A 20,602-nucleotide genomic window follows, 5' to 3' on the forward strand; every position below is an offset into this window, starting at 1 on the left:
AGTCAGCTGCTCGGTGAGACGACCCGGACCAGGAACCCGTCGAGCACCGCGCCGATCGCAGCCGGGTCGGGCACGTGACCCTGCCCGGGGACCTCGACGTAGCCCGAGCCCGGCACGGCCTCGACGACCGCTCGGGCCGCCTGCCGCATCCACTCGTGGCCGTCGCTGCCCGCGGCGACGAGCACCGGGACACCGACCGCTGCTGCCACCCGCTCCGGGATCGCCAGGCCGTTGAGCACCCGCACGTCGCGGCTGAGCACGTGGGCGTCGACGACGAGCGACCGCCAGAGCGCACCCTTCAGCCGCAGCGCCGAGATCTGCCCCATCGGCACCCCCAGGACGTGCGCGAGGAACGCCCGGACCGCTTGGGCGCGACGGCCGGCGGCGACGTGTTCGTCGAGCAGGTCGGCGAAGACGACGTCGTCGGCGTGCGGGTCGACCGTCGCTCGGTACGGCGGCTCCCACAGCACGGCGGCCCCGAGCGGGACGCCGGCGGCGAGGCCCCGGAGGACCACCCCCGCGCCGACGCAGAGGCCGAGCGCGGCGACGGGTCCGTCCACACTCGCGACGACGGCCGCGAGGTCCTCGACCTCGCGTTCGATCGTCCACGGGGTGGTGTCACCGCTCGCACCGCGGCCCCGCCGGTCGTACGTGATGACCCGGTAGCGGTCCTGCAGGCCGCCGGTCAGGTGCTCGACGGTGGGGGTGCCGTGGTGGTCGAAGGCGCCACCGACCACGACGAGCGCCGGACCGGTCCCCGCGTCGGACACGGCGATCACCGTGCCGTCGGCGGAGACGACCGTGCGGTCGACGTGCTGGTCCATTGGGGGCCTTCCGAGGGTGGTTCGACGGCGCTGCGTCGGGTCCTCGGGAGGGACCGGGCGGGTCGGTCCTCGAAGCATGGCATCGGAGCGCTCCCACGTCACCACCCGCAACCAGGGGGAGACGACCGATCCGGGTCCGGGTCCGGCTCCGCTCAGCGGTCGCGGTAGATCGCTCGGCGGTGGCCGGCATCGACGACGATCACGATGAGTCGGCCGTCGTCGATCTCGTAGATCAGACGGTAGTCACCTGATCGCACCCGCCAACCGGGTCGGTTCACGAGCTTCCGAGCTGCCGGGGGCCGCGGGTGGTCGGCGAGGATCGCGAGGAGTCCCTCGATCCGCCGACGACCGTCGGGCGGGAGCTTGCGGATGACACGTTGCGCGGACGGGATGACCTCGACCGACCAGGTCATCCGAGTCCGAGTTCGCGCTTGAGATCGTCCCACTGCACGTTCTCGCCGCCGATGCGCTTGTTCTCCGCGATGGCAGCGTCGTACGCGACCAGGTCGTCGAGGTCCTCGGCCGCCTCGAGCAGGCGGTCCAGGACATCCGCGTCCACCACCGCCGCGACGCGCTTGTTGCGCCGGGTCAGGTAGACGGGTTCGTGCCGGGCGTCATCGATGATCGACGCCAGGCGGCCACGTGCTTCGGAGATCGACACTTCGCTCACCTGTACATTCTAGAGCGTTTTGTACAACTCAGACGAGCGCCGTGGTGCCGACCGACTCCCGTTCGAGCAACGATCGCTTGACGTCGAGCCCCCACGCGAAGCCCCCGAGTGTGCCGTCGGACCGCAGTACCCGGTGGCACGGCACGAACAGTGCGGGAGCGTTCCGTGCGCACACGCTGGCGGCGGCCCGCACGGCGTCCGGACGGCCCATCGCCCCCGCGAACTCGGTGTAGGTCAGGGTGCCGCCGGCCGGGATACGGCGGAGCTGCCGCCACCCCTCGGTGAACAGGTCGGTGCCGAACTGCCGGACCGGCACCTGCATGGCGTGCTCGACCTCGCCCGAGTAGAAGGCGTCCACGGCATCAGCGGCGGCGACCGTGCCGTCGACGATGCGACTGGGCCGGTACCGGTCGGCGAGCCGCCCGAGGATCCGGTCGACGGAGTCGGTCCAGCCCGAGGCGAGGACACGGCCCTCGGCGTCCTCGAGCACGGTGAAGGCCCCGTCCGGGGTGTCCAGGGTCTGGATGGTTGCGTCGGTCATCGTTCGTCCTTCCGAGGGTCGTTGTCTGCGTGCCGCGCACGGCCGGTGCCGTGCACTCGCGCGCCGGCGGCCGTCGCGATCGCGCGGTCGATGATCGGTCGCCAGCAGTGCATCGTCAGGTAGCTCCGCCAGGGCGCCACCTGCTCCGACCATAGGGAGAGCTCGCGCGCCGTACCGGGCAGTCCGAGTTCCTGTGCACCGTTGCGCACCGCGAGGTCGCTGTGGAGGAACACGTCGGGGTGGTGCCGGACCCGGAGCGCCACGTAGTCGGCGGTCCACGGCCCGATGCCCTTCACCGCCAGCAGCCGCTCGCGCAGCTCGTCGAGGGACTGTCCGCCGTCGATGACGAGCGACCCGTCAGTGAGCGCCGCGGCGACCCGCAGGATCGTGTCGACGCGGGCGGCCGGACCGCGCAGCACCTCGTGGCCGCGGGCGGCGATGACCTCGGCGGACGGGAACAGCAGGCCCCCCGGCAGGATCGCCGACGGCACGGCGGCACCGAGCGCCGCCACGAGCCGCGTCTGGGCCGTCCGGGCCGCGGCGACGGAGACCTGCTGCCCGATGAGGGTGCGGAACACGATCTCGTGCGCGTCGACGGCACCGGGTAGCCGCAGGCCGGGGACCCGCTGCACCGCCGCAGCGAGCTCGGGCACGGAGCCGAGCACCGCGTCGACGGCGACCGGGTCGGCATCGAGGTCGAAGTACGACCGGACGCGGGCGACGAGCGTCGGCAGGTCGGACAGGTCGGTGACGCGCACCCGCAGGTCGATCCCGGTACCGCGACCGGCGGCCGTGGAACCGGCCGCCCCCGCGACCGCGGCCGATGCGCTGAACCAGCCCGGGCCTCCCGGCAGGTCGAGCAGCCGTCCGTAGGAGGTGACCCGCCCGGATTCGTCGGTGTCCACCTGCTCCAGGCCCGGCAGGGCGTGCAGTGCGTGCCAGTCGAGGAGCCCCTGCGCGTCGAACGGCGGCCGCGCGGGCAGGTGCACGTGCAGTGCGCCGTCGGACGCGGGCCGGAGCGTCCGACGGGCGCGCAGCTCGGACGGGGTGACGGCGAAGACCTCGCGGACGGTCTCGTTGAACTGGCGGACGCTCGCGAACCCGGCCGCGAAGGCGACGTCCGCGATGGGCAGGTCCGACGACGTCAGCAGCGTGCGTGCCGTCTGGGCGCGGTGTGCGCGGCTGAGCGCCTTCGGGCCGGCACCGAGCTCGGCCGTCATGATGCGGTTGAGCTGGCGTTCGGAGTAGCCGACCCGTGCGGCGAGCCCCGGGACGCCGTCGCGCTCGACGACGCCGTCGAGGACGAGGCGCATGGCGCGGCCGGCGACGTCCTCGCGCAGGTCCCACTCGGGGCTGCCGGGGGTCGCTTCGGGCAGGCAGCGCTTGCAGGCACGGAAGCCTGCCAGGTGCGCTGCTGCGCTCGTGCGGTAGAAGGTGACGCCGGTCTCGCGGGGCGTGCGTGCCGGGCAGCTCGGTCGGCAGTAGATGCCCGTGGAGTGCACGGCGGTGACGAACTGGCCGTCGAAGCGTGCGTCGCGCGAGGCGACGACGCGGTAGCGCTCGGCGTGCAGCTGGTCGGTTCCGGGGATGGTCACGGTCCCAGCCTGACACGCACCACCGACCGCGACTGGCGGAAATCGGACGGCACGGCAGTCGCGTGCGGGCGCGCCTGCGTGGCGCGTCGCGTGGTCCGGGCGGGCCCGAGGTTCCGAGATCTCGGCATGTCGGCGCTCCGTGTGCCCACCCGTGGAACCTCGGCGCCACACCGACGGCGTGTTGTGGAACCTCGGCGCCGGGGCACCGACGACGGTCGACCGGGAGGCCCGGCTAGCGTTGGGCGGGTGACCTCCGGAGACGACGTGGCCGGGTCTGACCACCGGGTCGGCTCCGACGTGCTCGCCGACTCCGCCGACCTGCCGTTCCGGACCGACGTCGAGATCGCACTGCTGCTCGTGTCGCGCCGCCACCGCTACGAGGGCAGGCCGGCCGACGGTGCCCTGCCGGTCCGGTCGGACGACCCGGACGAGCTGCGCGACCGCATCGAACTCCGCGCCGGCCTCGGCATCGTCGGCGACCGCTACTTCGCGGCGCGGGCGCACGTGCACGCCTCGGTGACGGTCATCGGGCTCGAGGGCCTCGAGGAGGTCGGACGATCACTCGGCGTGCCGGTCGATCCCGTGGCGACCCGGCGGAACGTGTTCCTGCGGGGCGCCGACGTCGAAGCGCTCCGGGGCGAGCCGTTCTCGCTGCAGAGCCCCGGCAGCGGTGCCGTGCTGTTCCGCGGGTACCGGCCGGCGAACCCGTGCGCCTGGATGGACCACGAGGTGGCTCCGGGGGCGTTCCGGGCGATGCGTGGACGGGGCGGGGTGCGGTGCGACCCCGAGTCCGACGGCGTGCTCGCCCTCGGACCCGCGGTGCTCCGGACGACCCGCCCCGTCGCGCTGGGCTGACAGCGGCAGCGCCGTCAGCGGCAGCGCCCTGCGCTCACGCGGTCAGCGCGCTCTCGATCGCGTCGACGAAGGCCGGCAGGTCGTCGGGGTTCCGCGAGGTGATGATGCCGCCGTCGACCTGGACCTCCTGGTCGACCCACTCGGCGCCGGCGTTCCGGACATCGGTCTGCAGCGACGGGAACGAGGTGATCGTCCGTCCGCGCAGCACACCGGCCTCGATGAGGGTCCACGGGCCGTGGCAGATCGCCGCGACGGGCTTGTTCGCCTCGACGAACGCCGTCACCAGGGAGACCGCCGAGTTGTCCTGTCGCAGGGTGTCCGCGTTGATGGTGCCGCCGGGGACCACGAGCGCGTCGTACCCGGTCACGTTGACACCGGCGATGGTGGTGTCGGGGTCGAGGGACTTGCCGGGGTCCTTGTCGCCGACGAGGGTCGCGATCGAACCGGAGTCCTGCGCCGCCACGGTCACCGTCGCGCCGCGCTCGCGGAGCTGGTCGACGGGCACGACGATCTCGTCCTGCTCCACGCCGTAGTTCGTCGCGATGACGAGGACCTTCTTGCCGTCCAGGGTTGCCATGGTCGCTCCTTCCGCGGCCCGGTGGTTCCGGCCGCACGTGCGGCCCGGTGGTTCCGGCCGCACACCCGAGGGTCGTCGGGGAGCGCTGGGCGTGCCCGCAGGACGCAGCGGGTCCTCAGCCGCGGATGCGGAAAGCGGACCCTTCGGCCTCGACGGTGATGCCGTCGTACCCCGACACCCGGTAGAGCCCGGCCGTGACGTCCGACTCGTGCGGGCCGACGACGACCGTGGTCGCTCCCGAGGCGATGGCCGACTCGAGGCCGGCGGGGGCGTCCTCGAACGCGACGCAGTCGGTGGCCGCGACACCGAGCAGCGCGGCACCCCGCAGGTACCCGTCGGGGTGCGGCTTGCCGTGCTCGACGTCCTCGGACGGCACGAACGCCGTCGGCATGGTCAGGCCCGCTGCAGCCATCCGGCCGGCGGCCAGGTCGCGCGGTGCGCTCGTCACGAGCGCCACCGGGACCCCGGCGTCGAGGAGCCGGTCCACGAAGGCGGCGGCACCGGGGATCTCGAAGATGCCCTCGCTGCTCGCGCTCTCCTCGGCGACCAGTGCCGCGGCGATGCGGAGCTGCTCGTCGCGGTCCAGGTCGGGCAGGAAGTGCTCGATCGTACTGATCGCCTGACGGCCGTGCGAGAAGGCGAGGATGTCGGCCGGGTCGATGCCGCGGTCCTGACCGAAGCGGGTCCAGGTCGCCTCGACCACCGCGGTCGAGTCGACGAGGGTCCCGTCCATGTCGAAGAGGACCCCGGACGCCACGATGTCGATCACGCGCCCGACCCTAGCCGACGCGGTCGGCCGGCACCGGGACTCGGGCGCTCAGGCCGGGACTCGGGCAGGCGGCTCCGCCCGGACGTACCGGGTCAGCAGCACGTCACCCGCACCGCGGAGCACGTGCGCGGGCCGCATCCGTCGCAGCTCTGAGGAACTGCCGCGGGCGATCCGGGGCCCGGCGCCGCCCTCGAGCGACGGGTCGATCGTCAGGGTCAGCTCGTCGACGGCGTCCGCGGCGATGAGCGACCCGAGGAACGACGGGCCACCCTCGCAGTGGATCGTGCCGAGCCCCCGCGCCACCAGTGCGTCGCGGACGAGCGACACGTCGACCGAGTCGGGGTCGGTGTCGGTGCTGCAGGGCACGACGTCGGCGACGGACGACAGCGCGACCCCGACGTCCGACGCCGCCGCAGCCGCGGAGGTCAGGACGACGGGCCGGACCGGGGCCTCGGTGAACACCCGGGATCCGGCGTCCAGCGACAGTGACCGCGACACGATCGCGAACACCGGGTGGTCGGGCAGGCCGTGCGCCCGGCGCCAGGCCACGTCGGCGTCGTGCAGGACCATCGGCCCGTAGCCCTCGTCCCGCACGGTGCCGGCTGCGACGAGCACCACGTCGGCGACCCGGCGGAGCAGGTCGAACACGCGCAGGTCGTCCGGGCCGCCGAGCGACCCCGAGACCCCGGCGGCCGAGGCGGACCCGTCGAGCGTCGCCACGAAGTTCACCCGCAGCCACGGCGCCGAGGCACCCGCGGTGTACAGGTCGATGAGGTCGTCGTCGGACAGGTCCGCGATCGACGGGGGCAGGAGGTTCACGTGTTGTGCCGCGCTTCCACTGGGGCGCGCCAACCGAGCGTCGCCTCGACCATGCGCATCGCGTCGACGCTCTCGGCGACGTCGTGCATCCGGACGATCCGCGCCCCGAGCATCGCGCTCACGGTCGCGACGGCGAGCGAGCCCGCCAGGCGTTCGCCGCGCGGGCGTCCGAGCGACTCCCCCACGAAGTCCTTGTTCGACACCGCCGCGAGCACCGGGTAGCCGAGCGCCACGACCTCGGGCAGGCGCCGGGTGACCTCGAGCGTGTGCACGGTGTTCTTGTTGAGGTCGTGGCCCGGGTCGACGACGATCCGCGACTCCGGGATCCCCGCGGCGAGCGCCCGGTCGACGCGCTCCCGCAGGAACCCGACGACGGACGCCGTGACGTCGTCGTACTGCGGCGGCGCTGCGAGGGGCCGCCGGGGCTCGGCGAGCGAGTGCGTGATGACGATCGTCGCCTCGGAGTCCGCGACGACGGCCGCCATCCGGGGATCGGACAGGCCGGTGGTGTCGTTGACCACGCTCGCGCCAGCTGCAATCGCCGCTGCGGCGACCTCGGGGCGGAACGTGTCGACGCTGATGGTGACGTCGGACTCCTGGGCGAGCTGCTCGACGACGGGCACGACGCGGTCGACCTCGTCCGCAGCGGGCAGTTCCGGCCCCGGAGCGAACTTCACGCCGCCGATGTCGACCCAGTCGGCGCCCTGTTCGGCAGCCCGGACGGCGGCGGCGACGGCGCGGTCGAGCTCGAAGGTGGCACCGCGGTCGTGGAACGAGTCGGGCGTGCGGTTCACGATCGCCATCACGGCGATGCGGTGGTCGAAGTCGAACGTTCTGCGTCCGATCGTACGGACCGGCTGCCGCAGGTCCGGCACGACCCAGCCGGGTGCGGTCGATCCTGCCTGGAGGCCCGTGGCGGCCCCCTCAGTCGTCACGCGTCCGCCTCGGGGTCGGGTACACGCCCCGCACCGATGAGCGCAATCGCCTCCGCCCGGCCCGCGGCGTCGGCCAGCGAGCCGTTCGCCGCGACCGTGACCGTCGTCGAGCCGGTCTGGCGCTCCCCGCGGGTCGTCACGCACTGGTGCTGCGCGTCGAGGACCACGAGGACCCCCTCGGCGCCGAGCCCCTCGGCGATCGTGGCAGCGACCTGCTCGCCCAGTCGTTCCTGCAGCTGCGGACGCGAGGCCACGGCGTCGAGCACCCGCGAGAGCGTTCCGAGCCCGATCAGACGGTCACCCGGCGCGTAGGCCAGGTGCGCGACCCCGAGGAACGGCAGCAGGTGGTGCTCGCAGACGGACCGGAACTTCACGTCGCGGACGATGACGAGTCGGCCGCGTTCACCGTCCTCGGCGTGCACCGTGCCGTCGCGGGCGATGGCAACGGCGTCCGTGCCGATGCCGGCGAAGAACTCGGCGTACGAGTCGGCGACCCGAGCGGGTGTGCGTTCGAGTTCGGGGCGGTCGGGATCCTCGCCGATGCCGAGCAGGAGTTCGCGCACCGCGGCCTCGACGCGGGCACGGTCCATGCGTGACGTCACCGGTCCATCCAACACCAGCCATGGCCGGAGAACGCGAGCCGGCGCACGGCGTGACGTCCCCCGATCACGCGGGTCGGGCCTCCCGGTCGAACATCGGCGCACCCTGCGCGCCCTGTGAGGATCCTGTGACATGCCGGAAACCCAGCAGGCTTTAAACTTGCTCGGTGAGCGCCACGAAGACCGACACCCCACCCCGGAACCGCTTCGCGACCGGCCTCGATCGATACTTCTCCATCACGAAGCGCGGATCCACGATCCCGCGCGAGGTGCGAGGCGGACTCGTCTCGTTCGTGACGATGGCGTACATCGTCATCCTCAACCCGCTGATCCTCGGTGGGTTCAGCGCCGACCAAGCCGCCAAGGACGTCTCCGGCGGCTGGCTCGAGAACGCGCAGGTCGCCGCCGCGACCGGTCTCGTCGCCGGCCTGATGACCATCGCCATGGGCGTCATCGCGAACCTGCCGTTCGGCATCGCCGCGGGCCTCGGGATCAACTCGTTCCTGGCCGTCAGCGTCGTGCAGCAGGTCACCTGGGCCGAGGCGATGGGACTCGTCGTCATCAACGGCGTGATCATCGTGGTCCTGGCGTTGACGGGGATCCGGACGATGATCTTCACCGCCGTCCCGGCGCAGCTGAAGGCAGCGATCACCGTCGGCATCGGCCTGTTCATCGCCTTCATCGGCCTCGTCGACTCGGGCTTCGTGCGCTCGTCCGGGCTCGCGTCGCCGCCCCTGCAGCTCGGTGAGGACGGCTCCGTCGGCGCCCTGCCGACCATCGTGTTCCTGATCGGCCTGGTCATCATCGGCACGCTCATGGCCCGCAAGGTCAAGGGCGCGCTGCTCATCGGGATCGTCGCGACGACGATCATCGCGATCATCCTGCAGGCGATCTTCCAGGTGCCGACCTCGGTCGACTCGAAGACCGGCTGGAACCTCAACGCCCCCGGCCTGCCGAGTGCGCTCTTCGCGTTCCCCGACCTGTCGCTCGTCGGCCACGCCGACCTGTTCGGTGCGTTCAGCCGCATCGGGCCGTTGGCCGCGTCGATGCTCGTCTTCACCCTCGTGTTCACGAACTTCTTCGACGCGATGGGCACCATGACCGGCCTGGCAAAGGCCGCCGGCGTCGCGAAGCCCGACGGCACGTTCCCCCGCCTGAAGTCGGCGCTCGTCGTCGAGGGCGTCGGCGCGATCGCCGGCGGCGGCGCCTCGGTGTCGTCGAACACCGTCTTCATCGACTCCGCCTCCGGCATCGGCGAGGGCGCACGCACCGGCATGGCGTCGGTCGTCACCGGCCTGCTGTTCCTGGCGTCGATGTTCCTCACCCCGCTCACGCAGGTCGTCCCGCTCGAGGTCGCCGCCGCCGGACTCGTCGTCGTCGGCGCCCTGATGGTCGCGCAGGTCGCGGACATCTCGTGGACGGACTTCGGCTCGGCCCTGCCCGCGTTCCTGACGATCGTCGTCATGCCGCTGACCTACTCGATCGCGAACGGCATCGGCGTGGGGTTCATCAGCTGGGTCCTCATCAAGCTGCTGTCCGGCCGGGGCCGCGAGGTGTCGTGGCTGCTCTACGTCGTCGCCGCGGGCTTCCTGCTGTACTTCGCACGAGGGCCGCTGGAGGCACTGCTCGGCGTCGGCTGAGGCCGGGGCGCCGGCCCGGTCGGTCTGCAAGAGCGACAGTTCCTGTGGGGCCGTCCGAGGGTGGTCCACGAAAGCGACAGTTGTCCGCGAAACATCCGCGGAGAATTGTCGCTTTCGCGTTCGGGCCGGCCGGGAGGCCCGTGATCAGTCCGGCAGGTCGTCCGGCGTCGCCTCGTGGTGGCGTCGACCGCCGGACCGCCGGTCCTCCTTCATGCCCGCCTCGAACAGGTGGCGGCGCCCCTGCACGAGCTCGTCCCGCGCAGTGCGCTCCAGCTCCTTCGCCAGCGCGTAGTACCCGTCGTCGTAGTCCTCGACGACCTGGAACGTCCAGCGGCCGGCGATGACGTTGCGACCCACGAGCTCGGTGTCGATGCGGTCGGCGAGTTCGGTGTGGCCGGCCTTCCGGAGCTGCTCGACGGCTTCGCCGAGGTTCAGGTCGGCGGTGCCCGTCAGGCGGTGGAAGCCGTAGAGCAGGCCGCGGGCGTGCTCGATGACCTCGACCGCAGCCGACAGTGTGCCGAGCGCCTCGACCGTGGCGTCGGAGACCCCCGCGGGGACCTTGTGATGTTCGTCGGGGCCCTGATCGTCGTTCGTCATGCTCCCCGTCTACACGAGGGCATCTGCGACCGCGGACGGTCTCGTCCGCGACCCGCCGTCACGTCGGGGAGCGCTTGCGGGGTCTCGCCAGGCGACTTAGCATTCGAACACACGTTCGAACGAGGAGACCCGATGATGATCACGGAGACGGCCGCCACGGTGTGGTGGTCCGAGGGCGCACCGAGCCGGCTGGTCTGGGGCGGGCGCCGCTGGCGGGTGAGCGACACCCCGACCCGTCTGACCGTGACGCGGGCCGAGCTGCCGACCGCCATCACCCACGCCCCCGAGCGCACGGTCGGCTGGCGGTTCCAGGCCACGGCCGACGACGGGGACACGCTGGTGGTCGACATCGTGCCCGAGGGCACCGGCTGGGGCGTCGCGCGGACGTGGACGTGAGCGCCGCCCCGGATGCGGACTACGTCGTCGCGCGCTCGACCGGCGCCCGCTCCGGAGCCGGTCGTTCCATGAGGCGCCAGGCGCCACCCGTCAGCGGCGCGAGCGTCACGACGGTGTAGAGCACGACGACCGCTCCGAACGTCGCCTGCACACCGACGCCCTCGGCCGCGAACCCGGCGAGCAGTCCGCCGAGCGGGATGCCCGCCCAGGACCCCGCTCCGAGCAGCCCGAACACCCGGGCGCGCATGTGCGCCGGGATGCGCTCGAGCTCGACCGCACCGAGGATCGGGTTGAGTGCGCCGGCGGCGAGGCCCGACAGCGCCGAGGCAGCGAGCATCCACGGCAGCCCGAGGCCGAGCGCCGGCACCAGGAGCGAGGGCCCACCGGCGAGCACGAAGCACACGACGAACGTGATCCGACGGGGGACGCGGTGTGCGACGTACCCGAAGGCCACCGAGCCGAGGAACGCCGCACCGCCGAAGGTCCCGGTCACGAAGCCCAGCGCCTGCGCCCCGCCGAGTGTGTCGGCGGCGTAGAGCGGGAGCAACGTCGTCGACCGGGCCGCGTCGAGCAGGTTCGTGATCAGCACGAGGGCGATCACGAGCCGGAAGAACGGATCGCGGACGCAGAACCGGAACCCCTCGGCGATGTCCCGCCAGTACCCGTTGGTCGGAGCCGCATCAACGGTCGCCGCCGCCCCGTCGCCGTCCGCCGGCCGGACCAGCACCGCAGCGAGCAGCGCTGCGGTGCCGAACGCCACCGCGGTGCAGACGAGTGCGGCCATCGGTCCGGCAGCCGCGACGAGCACCCCGCCGAGCGGCGCGCCGATGAGCACCGAGAGTCGCTGGGACGCCTCGAAGTGACCGACCGCGCGCTCCAGCGGAACGCCGGCCGATCGTGCGAGTCCCGGGAGCAGGACCCGACGTGCGGACTCCCCGGGCAGGTCGAACAGGCCGCTCACGAACACGAGCGCCAGGAGTGCCCAGAACGGCAGACCCACCGTCCAGGCGAGGATCGGCATCGCCAGGAGGGTCGCACCGCTGACGAGGTCCGACGCCACACTCGAACAGACGAACCCGACCCGCTCGACGAGCGCCCCGCCGAACGGGCCGCCGAGGACGATCGGCACCGTCGCGGCGAAGGCGGCGATCCCGACGTCCGTCGCCGAGCCGCCCCGGGCCAGGACGGCGAAGGGCACGGCCACGGTCGTGACGACGTTGCCGGTCCGCGAGACGACCTGGACCGCGAGCAGCGCCCGCAACCGTGCCCGGGCGTTCACGGTCGCCCCATCCGGTAGCTCTGCGTGACGGCGATGACGCGCTCCGACCCGTCACCCGGCGTGTGCGCGTCGCTCACGGCCGTCCATCGCTCGACGACGGCACGCAGTTCGGCGCCGAGGCCGGTGAGTTCCTCGGCGGTCAGCCGCAGCACCTCGTCGGAGCTGGTCGACGCCGCGACCCACTCACGGCCGAGTACCGGCGCCTGGTCGATGAACCGCCCGTACTCGGCCGCGTACGCATCGGCGACGGTGTGGTCGAGTGCCGTCGTGGCGAGCATCCGTTCCGGGTCGTCGAACGCATCGGCGAGGTCCCACGACGTGTGGTCCGCAGTCGCACGCCACCACCGCTCCCGCCGGTCCGAACCGAGCTCCGGCGCCGGCTCGATGAAGTCCGCGTCGGCCAGGCGCTTGCAGTGGTAGCTGATCGTGCCGGGTGCCTCGTCGATCTCGTCGCCGAGCATCGCCGCAGTCTGTGGACCACCGGAGCGCAGGAGCCCGACGATCCGCAGTCGGGTCGGGTGGGCGAGGGCACGCATGTGGGCGGCGTCGTCGAGTCTGCGCACGGTCATGCTCTGACGATAGATGCACAAGAACTCTTGCGCAATGCTTCTTGTGTAGTTGATCGGTTGAGACGGCCGCCACCGCGCTACGGTTCCGGCATGGCGAAGTGGATCGCGCTGCTGCGCGGAGTGAACGTCAACGGCATCACGATCAAGAACGCCGAGCTCGCGGAACTGCTCCGTGGACTCGGCTTCGACGACGTCCGCACGGTGCTCGCATCCGGCAACGTGGTGTTCGGGACGGACGCCGACGCGCCGACCCTGAAGGCCACGATCGAGCAGGCACTCCGTGACCGCTTCGGCTACGACGCGTGGATCGTGCTCGTCCCGCACGACGACCTCGAACGCATCGTCGAGGGGTTCCCGTTCGACCGGGCCGACGATCGGCACGACTACGTGGTGTTCGGCTCCGACGACGACGCCCTCGATGCGCTGCTCGCCGACCTCACGCTCGACGCCGCCGTGGAGCAGGTCGCCCGGAGTGACGGGGTCGTGTACTGGTCGTGCCCGAAGGGGTCGAGCACGGACACCGTGTTCGCGAAGCGGGCCGGGGCAGCACGCTTCAAGCGCTCGACCACGACGCGCAACACGAACACGCTCCGGAAGCTCCTGTGACCCGGGGAGCCCTGCACCACGTCGAGCTCCGCACCGCCCACCTCGACACGGCGAGCAGGGCGTGGGGCTGGCTGCTCGGCGAGCTCGGGTACACGCCGTTCCAGGAGTGGCCAGCGGGCCGGAGCTGGCGACTCGGTGACGTCTACCTCGTTCTCGAGGCCGCACCGCTCGACGGCGCGCACGACCGCCGACGGCCCGGGCTGAGCCACCTCGCGTTCCACGCCGGCGACGCCGGACAGGTCGAGCAGCTGTGGACGGACGCACCGGCGCACGGCTGGACCCGCCTCTACGAGGACCGGCACCCGTACGCCGGCGGTCCAGACCACCGTGCTGCCTTCCTGGAGGACGCCGAACGCTTCAAGGTCGAGCTCGTCGCGAGCTGACGGGGTCGAGCGGGCCCCTGCCGACAGCCGACGTGACGCCCTACGCGGTCGTCTCGTCGGCCGACGGCCGACGTGCCGCCCTAAGCGGTCGTCTCGTCCACGTCGAAGTCGCGCTGGAGCGAGATCGTCGGGATCGAGGCCGTGATCACGGAGCCGTCGGCGCGGAGCGTGCCCTGGATGTCGCTCGTGGTCGGTGCGTGCCCGGACATCCGCGGCCCCTGGTGCGGCAACGGAACAACGGTCGGCTCGCCGGCCTCGATGTCCCACTGCTGGTTGTGCACCCAGGCGGTGAAACCCGTGCCGGACTCGACCGTGAAGGTCATGGCGTCCTGCCCGAGGTCGACCCGGACCCGCGACCCGCGCACGGTCAGACGGTAGGTCAACGAGTCCCAGTGCCGCGGCAGTCGCGGGTTGAACGTCATCCGGCCGCCGTGGTCGCGCATGCCGCCGAACCCGTTGACGAGCGCACCCCAGATGCCACCGGTCGACGCGATGTGCACGCCGTCCGAGGTGTTGCCGTGCAGGTCGGCCAGGTCGACGTAGAGCGCCGTCTGGAAGTACTGGTCGGCGAGGTCGTGGTACCCGACCTCGGCCGCCATGATCGACTGCACGACCGCCGACAGCGTCGAGTCGCCCGTGGTGAGCGCGTCGTAGTAGTCGAAGTCGCGACGCTTCTCGGCCGCGGTGAACTCGTGCCCCTGCAGGAACAGCGCGAGCACGACGTCGGCCTGCTTGAGCACCTGGAACCGGTAGATGACCAGCGGGTGGTAGTGGAGCAGCAGCGGACGCTTGGACTCGGGGGTGTTCTCGAGGTCCCAGAGTTCCTTGTCGAGGAACTGGGCGTCCTGCGGGTGGATGCCACGGTGCGGGTCGAAGGGGATCTCCATCGACTCGGCGGCGTGCTCCCACTCGACGAGCTCGTCGGGGCGCAGACCGGTGCGGCGCACCATCCGGTCGTACTCTTCGACGTCGTCGGCGGCGAGTTCGCGGCACGCGTTCACCGCGAACCACAGGTTCGCCCGCGCCATGACGTTCGTGTAGAGGTTGTCGTCGACGACGGTCGTGTACTCGTCGGGACCGGTGACGCCGTCGATGTGGAACTTCTTGTCGCCGTTGGAGCGCCAGAAGCCGAGGTCGGCCCACAGCCGAGCGGTCTCGACGAGCACGTCGATCGCCCCGCGCTTCAGGAACTCGGTGTCACCGGACGCCCGCACGTACTGCATCAGGGCATGGGCGATGTCGGCGTCGATGTGGTACTGCGCGGTGCCGGCGGCGTAGTACGCGCTCGACTCCTCGCCGTTGATCGTGCGCCAGGGGAACAGGGCACCCCGTTGGTTCAGCTCGCGTGCCCGCGAGCGTGCGGCGTCGAGCATGTTGTAGCGGAACCGCAGCGCGTTCCGGGCGACGATCGGCGCCGTGTACGACAGGAACGGCAGGACGTAGATCTCCATGTCCCAGAAGTAGTGCCCGCCGTAGCCGGAGCCCGTGACGCCCTTGGCGGCGATGCCGTGCCCGTCGGTGCGGGCCGTGGCCTGCGCGAGCATGAACAGGTTCCACCGGACGGCCTGCTGGATCTCCGGCTGCCCGGCGATCTCGACGTCGCTGCGTGCCCAGTAGTCGTCGAGCCAGACGCGCTGCTTCTCGAACGTCTCGTCGATGTTCTCGGCGTGCGCCCGATCGAGCGTGCGGTCGCAGCGGTCGGCGAGTTCGCGCACCGGGACACCGCGGGAGGTGTGGTACACCACGTGCTTGACGAGTCGGATCGGCTGCCCGGCACGCGCCTGGACGCGGTAGACGTGCTTCGCCAGGTCGTCGTCGATCGACGACGACTCGTCCCAGCTGTTCTCGGTCTCGAGGTGGTGCTCCACACCGACGCAGATGGTCATGCCGGAGCTCGACGCCTGGTACCCGAGCAGTGAGCGGGCACCGGTGCTGCGCTTGAGCTTCGGTTCGAGCACCCGGTCGGTGAAGGCCTCGGCCTTGCGCGGGTCGAAGGCGTTCGCGGCCGCCCGCATCCCGGCGTGGTACTCGTCCTGCACGTCCTGGCGGTTCAGGATCTGGCTGGACAGCAGGATCGAGGCGTCCGCGTCGAGCACGGTGACCTCGTAGTCGATGACGGCGAGGTGCCGATCGGTGAACGACACCAGGCGGCGGGACCGGATCAGCACGCGCTTGCCGGAGGGCGTCGACCACTCGGTCTCGCGGAACAGGTAGCCGCCGCGGAACTCGAGGCGCCGCGTGTGGTGGAGGATGTCCGCCTCGGCCAGCACGAGGGGTTCGTCGTCGACGTAGAGCCGGATCACCTTGGCGTCGGGCGCGTTGATGATCGTCTGGCCGGTCTTGGCGAACCCGAAGGCGTCTTCGGCGTGCCGGATCGGCCAGGTCTCGTGGAACCCGTTGATGTACGTGCCGTACTGCACACCGCCGCGGCCCTCGTCGAGGTTGCCGCGCAGGCCGAGGTACCCGTTGCCGACGGCGAAGTTCGTCTCGGCGACGCCCTGCTGGTCGGGGGTGTACTCGGTCTCGACGAGGGCCCACTCGTCGATCGGGTACCGGACGCGGTCGAGCGGGTCCGAGGTGATGGGGTTCATGGTGCTCCGTGGGAAGGGAGGGTGGCGTGGGGACGTCGGTTCGACCGGGAGGCGCGGCTCGCCTCCGGCGCGCTGGCTACGTCGTGCTGGTGGTCGCGTGGGGAAGGTCCGCGACCAGGTCGGCGAGGTCCGTCACGACGACGTCGGCACCGTGTTCACGCAGCGCGTCGGCGCCCGCTCCGCGGTCGACCCCGACGACGAGCCCGAAGGCCCCGTTCCGGCCGGCTTCGACACCACTGGTGGCGTCCTCGACCACGACGCACTCGGCGGCGGTCAGTCCGAAGCGCCCGGCCGCGTCCAGGTAGGTGTCGGGGGCGGGCTTGCCGGCCAGGCCGTCCTGACGGGCGACGAGCCCGTCGACCACGACCGTGAACCGGTCGAGGATGCCGGCGGTCCGCAGCACCGAGACGGCGTTCGCGGAGCTCGAGACGACCGCGACGTGGAAGCCGGCGTCGATCGCGGCGGTGAGGAACCGGAGCGAGCCGGGGTACGGCTCGACGCCGTGTTCGTCCAGCTCGGCGGTGAACTCGGCGTTCTTCCGGTTGCCGAGACCGCACACGGTGTCGTCGTCCGGGCCGTCGTCCGGGGTGCCCTGCGGCAGGTCGATGCCCCGCGACTCGAGGAGCGACCGCACGCCGTCGTACCGCGGCTTGCCGTCGATGTACGCGAAGTAGTCGGCCTCTGTGTACGGCGCGACCCCGTGCGCTTCGAGGTACGGCGTGAAGAGCCGGCTCCAGGCGCGCATGTGCACGTCGGCGGTGGGGGTGAGGACACCGTCCAGGTCGAACAGGAGCGCTCGCGTGTCCGCGAGTCGCGCGGGTGTGCGCCGGGTCGGCGTCGTCATCTGCAGCCCTTCAGGGAACGGGGTTCGTGGACGTTGCTCTCGTCGAGTCTAGGACCGCTCAAGCACGCGTGTTCAACCGCGGCCGGCGGCCTGTGAACTCCCTGAGCCGCCGGTCGACACGCTGGTCCGGACGGAAGGCTCCACCATGACCAGCGACACCGCGGCGCCCCAGCACGACGGCGCCGGATCCAAGCTCAAGCAGGCCATCACCGGGCCGCTCCTGTACCTCTTCATCCTCGGCGACGTCCTCGGCGCCGGGATCTACGCACTGATGGGCACCCTGTCGAAGGACGTGGGCGGTGCACTCTGGGCACCGCTCCTGCTGGCACTGCTGCTGGCCCTCCTCACCGCGGGCTCGTACGCGGAGCTCGTGACGAAGTACCCGAAGGCCGGCGGCGCTGCGGTGTTCGCCGAGCGTGCCTACAAGACGCCCATCGTGTCGTTCCTGGTCGGGTTCAGCATGCTCGCGGCCGGTGTCACGAGCGCTGCGGGTCTGTCGCTCGCGTTCGCCGGCGACTACCTCGGCACGTTCGTCGACCTGCCGCCCGTCCCGACCGCGATCGTGTTCCTCGCGCTGATCGCCTGCCTGAACGCCCGCGGCATCTCGGACTCGCTGAGGAGCAACGTCGTGATGACCGTCATCGAGGTCTCCGGGCTCGTGATCGTCATCGTGGTCGTCGCCGTGATGCTCGGCGGCGGAGGCGGCGACGTCTCCCGCATCGGCGAGTTCCCGACCGAGGCGAACCCGGCGCTCGCGACCCTGAGCGCGGCGATCGTCGCGTACTACTCGTTCGTCGGGTTCGAGACCTCGGCGAACGTCGCGGAGGAGGTCCGCGAGCCGAGCCGGGTCTACCCGAAGGCCCTGTTCGGTGCCCTCGCCACCGCGGGCGTCGTCTACGTCCTGGTCGGCCTCGCCAGCTCGATCGCGTTGCCGGCGTCCGAACTGTCGGACTCGACCGGGCCGCTCCTGGCCGTGGTGTCGGCCAGCGGGGTCCCGATCCCGGACTGGGTCTTCAGCCTCATCGCCCTGGTCGCCGTCGCGAACGGCGCCCTGCTCACCATGATCATGTCGAGCCGGGTGACCTACGGCATGGCGGAGCAGCGTCTGTTGCCCGCGCTCTTGGCCAAGGTGCTGCCGAACCGGAAGACCCCGTGGACCGCCATCGTGGCGACCACCGTCGTCGCGATGCTCCTCACCCTGGTCGGCGACGTGGGCGTCCTGGCCGAGACCGTCGTGCTCCTGCTGCTCTTCGTGTTCATCAGCACGAACGTCGCCGTGCTGGTGCTGCGCCGCGACCGCGTCGACCACGACCACTTCCGCGTGTGGACGTTCGTCCCCGTGCTCGGCGTCGCGTCGTGCGTGCTGCTGCTGACGCAGCAGAGCGGGCAGGTCTGGCTCTACGCGGCGATCCTGCTCGCCGTCGGCGTGGTGCTGTACTTCGTCGCCCGGATCACCGGGCGACGCTCTGGACGCGACCACGAGGCGGGCGTCATCCGCTGACGCGACGCGCCACGGGCATCCCGGTCAGCGCAGGCCAGGGGCCGGCGGCAGGTCGCGCGCCCATTCCTCGATCGCCGAGGAGATCTGCTCGCGGGCGGCCTCGCGGCTGATGGTCGCCGTGCGGTCGCCCGGCTGGTCCCCGTAGGCGCCGAAGTCGGCGTGGTTCGAACCCTGGACCTCGGTCATCGTCGCGGTCGACGGCAACAGGTGCCGGGCCGCGTCGACCTTGTCGGGGGTCGAGAGCCCGTCACGCGAGCCCGAGACGCTCAGCACGTCGATGTACGAGCTGCTGATGTCGTTCGCGCAGTAGCTGCCGAGCAGCAGCAGGCCGTCAGCGTCCTGCGCGAGCTGGCAGGCGCGGACCCCGCCCAGCGAGTGCCCGCCGACCGCCCAGGTCGCGACGTCCGGCGCGTGCGCCTCGAAGGTGGAGAGCGGTCGGGTGTCGAAGAACGCGAGGTTCAGGGTCGGCTTCGTGATGACGACCGTCGTGCCGTTCGCGACCACCTGCCGGAAGGTCGCCATGTACGCGTACGGATCGACCTTCGCACCCGGGATGAACACGATGCCCTTGCCGTCGGCCCGCCCCGTGGGCGTCATCACCACGGAGTCACCGGCATCCTGGACCGACACACGGTCGTCGCGCCAGACCTGCAGCGCAGCGCTCCGGGTGCCCTGCATCACGATGTGCGCCCAGACGAGGAACACCACCACGACCACCAACAGCACGGCGACGATCCACGCGGTCCACCGCAGTACTCGGTTCATGCGACCACCGTACGGCGCATCAGCACCTCGTTCCGACCGTCGGGCAGGGGATCGCCCGGTTCGTCGAGTGCGGTGAACCCGGCGCGTTCGTAGGTGTGCCGGGCGACGGTGTTGTCGGGCATCACGGAGAGTTCGAGCGCCCTGCCACCGGAGGCCGCTGCCCACTCCGCGATCGCCTCGATCAGGGCACGTGCGACGCCTCGGCCCCGGGCTGCGGGGTCGACCCACATCGAGATGAGTTGGGCTGGCGCACCGGCGTCGGCGCCCGGGACACCGCTCGCCATCCCGACGACGTCACCCTCGCCGGCGACCGCCAGCAGGTCGAGCGCACCGGGGATCGACAGGCGTGTCCGCCAGCGGTGCTCGGGGGCGTCCGCCCAGTCCTGCAGCGTCGAGCCGAACGCGTGCGGGGAGTCGGCGAGCGCCCGCAGCCGGACGGGTCGCCAGACGTGCCAGTCGTCCGCGGTCACGCGGCGCAGCTCGATCGTCACGCCTCGACGGTACCGGCGGAGGTCCCTCGGTGAGCAGAAATGGTCGGGTGCGTGATGCGCACTCGACCATTTCTGCTCACCATCGCGGCGCGGCCGCCGCGGGCACACGCGCCGCGGGCGCTACGCCGTGATCGCGGCGCGGATCTCCGCGGCTGCTGCGCCGACGTCCGACGCGCTGTAGATCGCGCTGCCGGCGACGGCGATGCGCGCACCGGCCTCCTGCACCGAGGCGACGGAGGACGCGTTCACGCCACCGGCGATCGAGAACGGCACACCCGACTCCTTGCCGGCGTCGAGCAGCGTCGAGAAGGTGAAGCCCTCTTCCGCCTGCTCGTCGAGCCCGGCGTGCACCTCGACGAACTCGGCGCCGAGCGCGACGACCTCGCGGGCACGGGCGGCCTTGTCGGAGACGCCGATCAGGTCGACGACGATGCCCTTGCCGTGCTTCTTCGCGGCCTTGACGGCACCGACGATGGTCGAGTCACCGGCGACACCGAGGACGGTCACCAGGTCCGCGCCCGCCGAGAACGCGATGTCGGCCTCGAGCTCGCCGGCGTCCATCGTCTTGAGGTCGGCGAAGACGATCTTGTCCGGGTGGGCTTCCTTGATCGCGGTGACGGCGGACAGGCCGGCGCTCTTGATCAGGGGCGTGCCGAGCTCGAGGACGTCGACGTGCGGCGCGGCCGCGGCGGCGAGTTCGAGGGCGGCTTCGGTGGTCAGGGTGTCCATGGCGAACTGGAGCTGCATGTGGATGCC

24 protein-coding genes are annotated in these 20,602 nt (G+C 71.6%); 6 read left to right on the forward strand and 18 right to left on the reverse strand.

Annotation, left to right across the window (positions count from 1 at the left end; genetic code table 11):
* Positions 1-2: 2 nt before the first annotated feature.
* The 5 genes from EDF33_RS01780 to EDF33_RS01800 all read right to left on the reverse strand — a co-directional run bounded on the left by EDF33_RS01780 (position 3) and on the right by EDF33_RS01800 (position 3,630).
* Positions 3-824 carry an alpha/beta fold hydrolase gene (locus EDF33_RS01780; RefSeq protein WP_165918691.1) on the reverse strand — a complete coding sequence of 274 codons (822 nt, stop codon included), beginning with the start codon at positions 822-824 and terminating at the stop codon, positions 3-5.
* Between the two features lie 152 nt (positions 825-976).
* Positions 977-1,237: a type II toxin-antitoxin system RelE/ParE family toxin gene (locus tag EDF33_RS01785; RefSeq protein WP_123293075.1), complete on the reverse strand. Its 261-nt coding sequence runs from the start codon at positions 1,235-1,237 to the stop codon at positions 977-979.
* Entirely contained in the window at positions 1,234-1,494 is a 261-nt protein-coding gene (locus EDF33_RS01790) for a type II toxin-antitoxin system Phd/YefM family antitoxin (protein ID WP_123293073.1), read from the reverse strand. Before EDF33_RS01790 ends, EDF33_RS01785 begins: the two co-directional genes overlap by 4 nt.
* Positions 1,495-1,522: 28 nt before the next feature.
* Complete coding sequence (locus EDF33_RS01795; RefSeq protein WP_111083519.1) at positions 1,523-2,035, reverse strand: MGMT family protein; 513 nt, start codon at positions 2,033-2,035, stop codon at positions 1,523-1,525.
* On the reverse strand, positions 2,032-3,630 hold the full coding sequence (locus EDF33_RS01800; RefSeq protein ID WP_243692328.1) for an AlkA N-terminal domain-containing protein: 1,599 nt from the start codon (positions 3,628-3,630) through the stop codon (positions 2,032-2,034). The genes EDF33_RS01795 and EDF33_RS01800 overlap by 4 nt, the downstream gene beginning before the upstream one ends.
* Before the next feature lie 297 nt (positions 3,631-3,927).
* On the opposite strand from EDF33_RS01800, the gene EDF33_RS01805 reads away from it, so the two are divergent.
* A complete protein-coding gene (locus tag EDF33_RS01805) occupies positions 3,928-4,485 on the forward strand; it encodes a molybdenum cofactor biosysynthesis protein (protein WP_131878082.1) in 558 nt (185 codons plus the stop codon).
* A gap of 34 nt (positions 4,486-4,519) precedes the next feature.
* Here the strand turns inward: EDF33_RS01805 and EDF33_RS01810 are convergent, their stop codons facing one another.
* From EDF33_RS01810 to folE, 5 genes are all read right to left on the reverse strand, one after another.
* Positions 4,520-5,062, reverse strand: a complete 543-nt coding sequence (locus EDF33_RS01810; RefSeq protein WP_111083520.1) for a type 1 glutamine amidotransferase domain-containing protein — start codon at positions 5,060-5,062, stop codon at positions 4,520-4,522.
* Between the two features lie 115 nt (positions 5,063-5,177).
* Positions 5,178-5,831 (reverse strand): HAD-IA family hydrolase, encoded by a 654-nt coding sequence (locus tag EDF33_RS01815; RefSeq protein WP_111083521.1) that lies wholly within the window; start codon positions 5,829-5,831, stop codon positions 5,178-5,180.
* A 48-nt stretch (positions 5,832-5,879) separates the two neighbouring features.
* A complete protein-coding gene (locus tag EDF33_RS01820; protein ID WP_131877708.1) occupies positions 5,880-6,650 on the reverse strand; it encodes a pyrimidine reductase family protein in 771 nt (256 codons plus the stop codon).
* Positions 6,647-7,585, reverse strand: coding sequence for a dihydropteroate synthase (folP, locus tag EDF33_RS01825; RefSeq protein ID WP_131877710.1), 939 nt, complete (start codon positions 7,583-7,585; stop codon positions 6,647-6,649). Before folP ends, EDF33_RS01820 begins: the two co-directional genes overlap by 4 nt.
* Complete coding sequence (folE, locus tag EDF33_RS01830) at positions 7,582-8,175, reverse strand: GTP cyclohydrolase I (protein WP_123293064.1); 594 nt, start codon at positions 8,173-8,175, stop codon at positions 7,582-7,584. The genes folP and folE overlap by 4 nt, the downstream gene beginning before the upstream one ends.
* A 176-nt stretch (positions 8,176-8,351) precedes the next feature.
* Here folE and EDF33_RS01835 point away from each other — a divergent pair, with 176 nt between their 5' ends.
* Complete coding sequence (locus EDF33_RS01835; RefSeq protein WP_131877712.1) at positions 8,352-9,824, forward strand: NCS2 family permease; 1,473 nt, start codon at positions 8,352-8,354, stop codon at positions 9,822-9,824.
* 144 nt (positions 9,825-9,968) lie between these two features.
* Here the strand turns inward: EDF33_RS01835 and EDF33_RS01840 are convergent, their stop codons facing one another.
* A complete protein-coding gene (locus tag EDF33_RS01840) occupies positions 9,969-10,421 on the reverse strand; it encodes a hypothetical protein (protein WP_131877714.1) in 453 nt (150 codons plus the stop codon).
* A gap of 135 nt (positions 10,422-10,556) precedes the next feature.
* Here EDF33_RS01840 and EDF33_RS01845 point away from each other — a divergent pair, with 135 nt between their 5' ends.
* The gene (locus EDF33_RS01845) at positions 10,557-10,817 is read left to right on the forward strand and encodes a hypothetical protein (protein WP_131877716.1); all 261 of its coding nucleotides are present in this window, start codon (positions 10,557-10,559) and stop codon (positions 10,815-10,817) included.
* 19 nt (positions 10,818-10,836) lie between these two features.
* Here EDF33_RS01845 and EDF33_RS01850 read toward each other — a convergent pair whose 3' ends face one another.
* The gene (locus tag EDF33_RS01850) at positions 10,837-12,096 is read right to left on the reverse strand and encodes an MFS transporter (RefSeq protein ID WP_132099151.1); all 1,260 of its coding nucleotides are present in this window, start codon (positions 12,094-12,096) and stop codon (positions 10,837-10,839) included.
* Positions 12,093-12,665: a helix-turn-helix domain-containing protein gene (locus EDF33_RS01855; RefSeq protein ID WP_123671389.1), complete on the reverse strand. Its 573-nt coding sequence runs from the start codon at positions 12,663-12,665 to the stop codon at positions 12,093-12,095. The genes EDF33_RS01850 and EDF33_RS01855 overlap by 4 nt, the downstream gene beginning before the upstream one ends.
* Positions 12,666-12,755: 90 nt before the next feature.
* Here EDF33_RS01855 and EDF33_RS01860 point away from each other — a divergent pair, with 90 nt between their 5' ends.
* Both EDF33_RS01860 and EDF33_RS01865 read left to right on the forward strand, forming a co-directional pair.
* Positions 12,756-13,271, forward strand: a complete 516-nt coding sequence (locus EDF33_RS01860) for a DUF1697 domain-containing protein (RefSeq protein ID WP_132099152.1) — start codon at positions 12,756-12,758, stop codon at positions 13,269-13,271.
* Complete coding sequence (locus EDF33_RS01865) at positions 13,268-13,654, forward strand: VOC family protein (protein WP_123671387.1); 387 nt, start codon at positions 13,268-13,270, stop codon at positions 13,652-13,654. The genes EDF33_RS01860 and EDF33_RS01865 overlap by 4 nt, the downstream gene beginning before the upstream one ends.
* Positions 13,655-13,734: 80 nt before the next feature.
* Here the strand turns inward: EDF33_RS01865 and EDF33_RS01870 are convergent, their stop codons facing one another.
* Entirely contained in the window at positions 13,735-16,245 is a 2,511-nt protein-coding gene (locus EDF33_RS01870; protein WP_131845909.1) for a glycosyl hydrolase family 65 protein, read from the reverse strand.
* A gap of 76 nt (positions 16,246-16,321) precedes the next feature.
* On the reverse strand, positions 16,322-17,089 hold the full coding sequence (locus EDF33_RS01875) for an HAD-IA family hydrolase (protein WP_132099153.1): 768 nt from the start codon (positions 17,087-17,089) through the stop codon (positions 16,322-16,324).
* 145 nt (positions 17,090-17,234) lie between these two features.
* Between EDF33_RS01875 and EDF33_RS01880 the strand changes: the two genes are divergently transcribed.
* Complete coding sequence (locus EDF33_RS01880) at positions 17,235-18,590, forward strand: APC family permease (RefSeq protein WP_132099154.1); 1,356 nt, start codon at positions 17,235-17,237, stop codon at positions 18,588-18,590.
* A 24-nt stretch (positions 18,591-18,614) separates the two neighbouring features.
* On the opposite strand, the gene EDF33_RS01885 is transcribed toward EDF33_RS01880, so the two are convergent.
* From EDF33_RS01885 to hxlA, 3 genes are all read right to left on the reverse strand, one after another.
* The gene (locus tag EDF33_RS01885; protein WP_132099155.1) at positions 18,615-19,355 is read right to left on the reverse strand and encodes an alpha/beta hydrolase; all 741 of its coding nucleotides are present in this window, start codon (positions 19,353-19,355) and stop codon (positions 18,615-18,617) included.
* Positions 19,352-19,846 carry a GNAT family N-acetyltransferase gene (locus tag EDF33_RS01890; RefSeq protein WP_132099156.1) on the reverse strand — a complete coding sequence of 165 codons (495 nt, stop codon included), beginning with the start codon at positions 19,844-19,846 and terminating at the stop codon, positions 19,352-19,354. Before EDF33_RS01890 ends, EDF33_RS01885 begins: the two co-directional genes overlap by 4 nt.
* A 120-nt stretch (positions 19,847-19,966) precedes the next feature.
* Positions 19,967-20,593: a 3-hexulose-6-phosphate synthase gene (gene hxlA / locus EDF33_RS01895; protein ID WP_111083537.1), complete on the reverse strand. Its 627-nt coding sequence runs from the start codon at positions 20,591-20,593 to the stop codon at positions 19,967-19,969.
* Positions 20,594-20,602: the final 9 nt, after the last annotated feature.

Origin of the sequence: Curtobacterium sp. PhB146 (assembly GCF_004342995.1) — a bacterium.
GTDB lineage: Bacteria > Actinomycetota > Actinomycetes > Actinomycetales > Microbacteriaceae > Curtobacterium.

Coding starts and splice junctions, on each gene's coding strand:
- EDF33_RS01855 (WP_123671389.1), bottom strand. CDS start 12,665: ATGACCGTGCGCAGACTCGACGACGCCGCCCACATGCGTGCCCTCGCC.
- EDF33_RS01885 (WP_132099155.1), bottom strand. CDS start 19,355: ATGAACCGAGTACTGCGGTGGACCGCGTGGATCGTCGCCGTGCTGTTG.
- EDF33_RS01880 (WP_132099154.1), top strand. CDS start 17,235: ATGACCAGCGACACCGCGGCGCCCCAGCACGACGGCGCCGGATCCAAG.
- EDF33_RS01780 (WP_165918691.1), bottom strand. CDS start 824: ATGGACCAGCACGTCGACCGCACGGTCGTCTCCGCCGACGGCACGGTG.
- EDF33_RS01785 (WP_123293075.1), bottom strand. CDS start 1,237: ATGACCTGGTCGGTCGAGGTCATCCCGTCCGCGCAACGTGTCATCCGC.
- EDF33_RS01840 (WP_131877714.1), bottom strand. CDS start 10,421: ATGACGAACGACGATCAGGGCCCCGACGAACATCACAAGGTCCCCGCG.
- folE (WP_123293064.1), bottom strand. CDS start 8,175: ATGGACCGTGCCCGCGTCGAGGCCGCGGTGCGCGAACTCCTGCTCGGC.
- EDF33_RS01870 (WP_131845909.1), bottom strand. CDS start 16,245: ATGAACCCCATCACCTCGGACCCGCTCGACCGCGTCCGGTACCCGATC.
- EDF33_RS01795 (WP_111083519.1), bottom strand. CDS start 2,035: ATGACCGACGCAACCATCCAGACCCTGGACACCCCGGACGGGGCCTTC.
- EDF33_RS01875 (WP_132099153.1), bottom strand. CDS start 17,089: ATGACGACGCCGACCCGGCGCACACCCGCGCGACTCGCGGACACGCGA.
- EDF33_RS01845 (WP_131877716.1), top strand. CDS start 10,557: ATGATCACGGAGACGGCCGCCACGGTGTGGTGGTCCGAGGGCGCACCG.
- EDF33_RS01860 (WP_132099152.1), top strand. CDS start 12,756: ATGGCGAAGTGGATCGCGCTGCTGCGCGGAGTGAACGTCAACGGCATC.
- EDF33_RS01810 (WP_111083520.1), bottom strand. CDS start 5,062: ATGGCAACCCTGGACGGCAAGAAGGTCCTCGTCATCGCGACGAACTAC.
- hxlA (WP_111083537.1), bottom strand. CDS start 20,593: ATGCAGCTCCAGTTCGCCATGGACACCCTGACCACCGAAGCCGCCCTC.